At 45.7% G+C, this 2,433-nt stretch carries 3 protein-coding genes; 2 read left to right on the top strand and 1 reads right to left on the bottom strand.

Annotated elements, in window-relative coordinates; genetic code table 11:
• The first annotated feature begins 513 nt into the window (after window positions 1–513).
• Together QT974_RS21570 and QT974_RS21565 are read left to right on the top strand one after the other, a co-directional pair.
• Window positions 514–882 (top strand): Ig-like domain-containing protein, encoded by a 369-nt coding sequence (locus QT974_RS21570; RefSeq protein ID WP_333470467.1) that lies wholly within the window; start codon window positions 514–516, stop codon window positions 880–882.
• Window positions 842–1,243 carry a hypothetical protein gene (locus QT974_RS21565; protein ID WP_333470466.1) on the top strand — a complete coding sequence of 134 codons (402 nt, stop codon included), beginning with the start codon at window positions 842–844 and terminating at the stop codon, window positions 1,241–1,243. Before QT974_RS21570 ends, QT974_RS21565 begins: the two co-directional genes overlap by 41 nt.
• A gap of 104 nt (window positions 1,244–1,347) precedes the next feature.
• Here QT974_RS21565 and QT974_RS21560 read toward each other — a convergent pair whose 3' ends face one another.
• Complete coding sequence (locus QT974_RS21560; RefSeq protein WP_333470465.1) at window positions 1,348–2,307, bottom strand: DUF362 domain-containing protein; 960 nt, start codon at window positions 2,305–2,307, stop codon at window positions 1,348–1,350.
• Window positions 2,308–2,433 lie beyond the last annotated feature (126 nt).

The following is a 2,433-nucleotide window of genomic DNA, read 5'->3' as shown; positions in this document are numbered from 1 at the left end:
GGGGAGGGACTTGAAGCCTCCCATGCCTATAAATGACTATACTTTTACCAGCTATCAGCCGTCCTTGTTGTATCATTTGGAGGACTTGGGTTCGACAGCCGGCGCAGTCGCAGCCTAAAGTTATGGTGGCGAGGTTTCATATTTTGTCTGAGTTGATTTCTGGCAGCAAGGATTGGCTTTCCTCTTGATTTGTTCCTGGATTGACTGCGATTTTGCCCTTGGGTTCTCTGCTTGGATTTGGGGAAATTCGGGTGCTAGCATTGGCGGGATTTACCGCTAACAGCATCTTTGGCTACAGAACCGGAGCAGCCCAGTAAAGTTAGTAGGTTTTTGTTCGCGATAACTTTCCTGTGGAAGAGCAGGATTTTAGTTTAGCAGATCGATCGATTGATGTGAGCCGATCGCCTAAAATTTCAATTAACTTCGATCGTTGAGATTGCTTGTCTTATTGAAAGTCAGTGCACGCGGACTTTCAAATTTGGGAATAAGTCTAGTCTAAATTCAGGCTCTGGTATGTTTTTGAGAAAATTAACAAGATTGGAGCCGATCGACCGTGCGGCTGTATCATTGATGCTGTTGCTGAGTTTGGCGATCCTGGTTTTGCTAGTTGGTGGCGATCGAGCTTTGCCGAAAGTGCGCGATTTTAGCTGGAAAAACCAACAAGTAGGGGCGAGAGATACCGCTTTAGTGCTGAATTTCAGCCGTCCGATGGATCGTCGCAGGGTAGAAGCAAATCTGCACGTAGAGCCATCTTTGCCAGGAAAAATTAGTTGGTCTGGGCGGCTGCTAGTGTATACTCTCAGGGCGCGTCTCCAGTACGATCGCACTTATAAAACAAGAATTGATCCGTACCACCGGAGAATTCCTCAACTGTCAGTTTGACCCCAGAAATCCTCAGCTTTACTGCTTGTTAACCAGGCGCAAGCCAGGGAAAGAGTTTTCCGAACAACTTACTGTCGAAGCCATTGACTTGCAGACATTTGCAGTAAAACCGCTGTTAGCTTTGCCCGACCAAGTAGAGACAAAAATGAGTTTGTCGCCCGATGGGTTAGAATTGCTATTAGATCGGGTAGTTGTCAAAAAAGCAGAATTAGTCGCAGGAGATTTGAGAACAGATGGCGGAAGTGCGATCGCTTCTTCAAATCTCATACTTGTAAACTTAAAGAATGCAGCCGTATCTAATAATTCTGTATCACCCGAAGAATTGCCTTTAAAAGGATTTCGCCCCCGCTGGTTGCCCTAGAAAATGAAAAATAAAAAGATTAGATAGGTTTGATCGTTCGGACTTCAGTCCTCTCTCATTTGATGCGGACTGAAGTCCGAACGATCGAACTTTACTACCAACCTTTATTTGCCAGCGTAAGCCCCCATCCGTTCTTTGATAAACCGGATATAAAAATGCCTGAAAGTAGACTTAATTACCCGCGGCATTCCAAAGTCGATCGGCATCATATTTTCCGGCAACTTCCAATCCAAAACCTTGAGACTTTCCGGCTGCAAAAGCGGAAAATCAATTGCCTCTAAATTCGAGCAAAGTCCCAATCTCATCGCCGCAGCTACAGTCGGAACCAGCGCCGGATCGACATTAATAATTTCTACTAAAGTTCTGTCCAATGCAAACACATCACTCGACGCGCCCAAAATTCCCAAAAACTTAGGTTCGCCGCCGCTTGGCCCGTTACCTTCGTGACCGATAATCCCATCTAAAATCGTCAAATTTGGGTTAATTGCCCGGGCAGTTTCTACCAGCATCTGACCGAATCTGGCGCTATCTTTGCCAGCTTCCATGTGCCACCAAGCCTTCATTTTTCCGGGTACGCAGCCGAACAAATTTTTGACGCCCATTGTCACGGTTAATTGAACGTGAGATTTGAGTTTTGGCAAGTTAATCACGACATCTGCTTCCATTGCTTCTTTGCAAATTCGCAGATGATTAAAATCTTTGCTGACAGTTTCGTAGCGTTTTCCTTGAAATTCAACTACTGGCAAATTCAGTTCTGCCAACAGCGGCAAATAACCGTTGGCTTTGGCGACACCCATCGCGCTACCAAAAGCTGGACTGTCACCTAAAAATGGTTTTCCTCCCGCTTCGATCGCCATTTTAGCCACGCAGTAAACCAATTCCGGGCGGGTGACGCATTCTTTTGTCGGGCGAGAACCTGTGAGGAGGTTGGGTTTGAGCAAAACCCGATCGCCCGATTTGACAAAAGCCGACATTCCGCCCAAGGGTGCGAGCAGATTTTCTAAAGATTTTTGTAGATTTTGGCGATCGTATGAATTAGCACGAATTAAACTAACAGCAGGCATAGTAGTTATTGGTTATTAGTTATTGATTGAATCCTAGATGCAAACACTCTACTTGTAGGGTGCGCCATAAGCACCTTACTGAATCATAGATGCAAACACTCTACTTGTAGGGTGCGCAGTGCACAC

It is taken from the genome of Microcoleus sp. BM001215392 (assembly GCF_036700185.1).
In the GTDB taxonomy this organism is placed as follows: Bacteria; Cyanobacteriota; Cyanobacteriia; order Cyanobacteriales; family Microcoleaceae; genus Microcoleus.
The sequence above is the reverse complement of the archived record's forward strand: the minus strand, read 5'-3'. Positions and strand labels throughout refer to the sequence as shown.

Bases quoted from the DNA above. Each gene is read 5' to 3' on its own strand.
- QT974_RS21560 (WP_333470465.1), bottom strand. From the start codon at position 2,307: ATGCCTGCTGTTAGTTTAATTCGTGCTAATTCATACGATCGCCAAAAT.
- QT974_RS21570 (WP_333470467.1), top strand. From the start codon at position 514: ATGTTTTTGAGAAAATTAACAAGATTGGAGCCGATCGACCGTGCGGCT.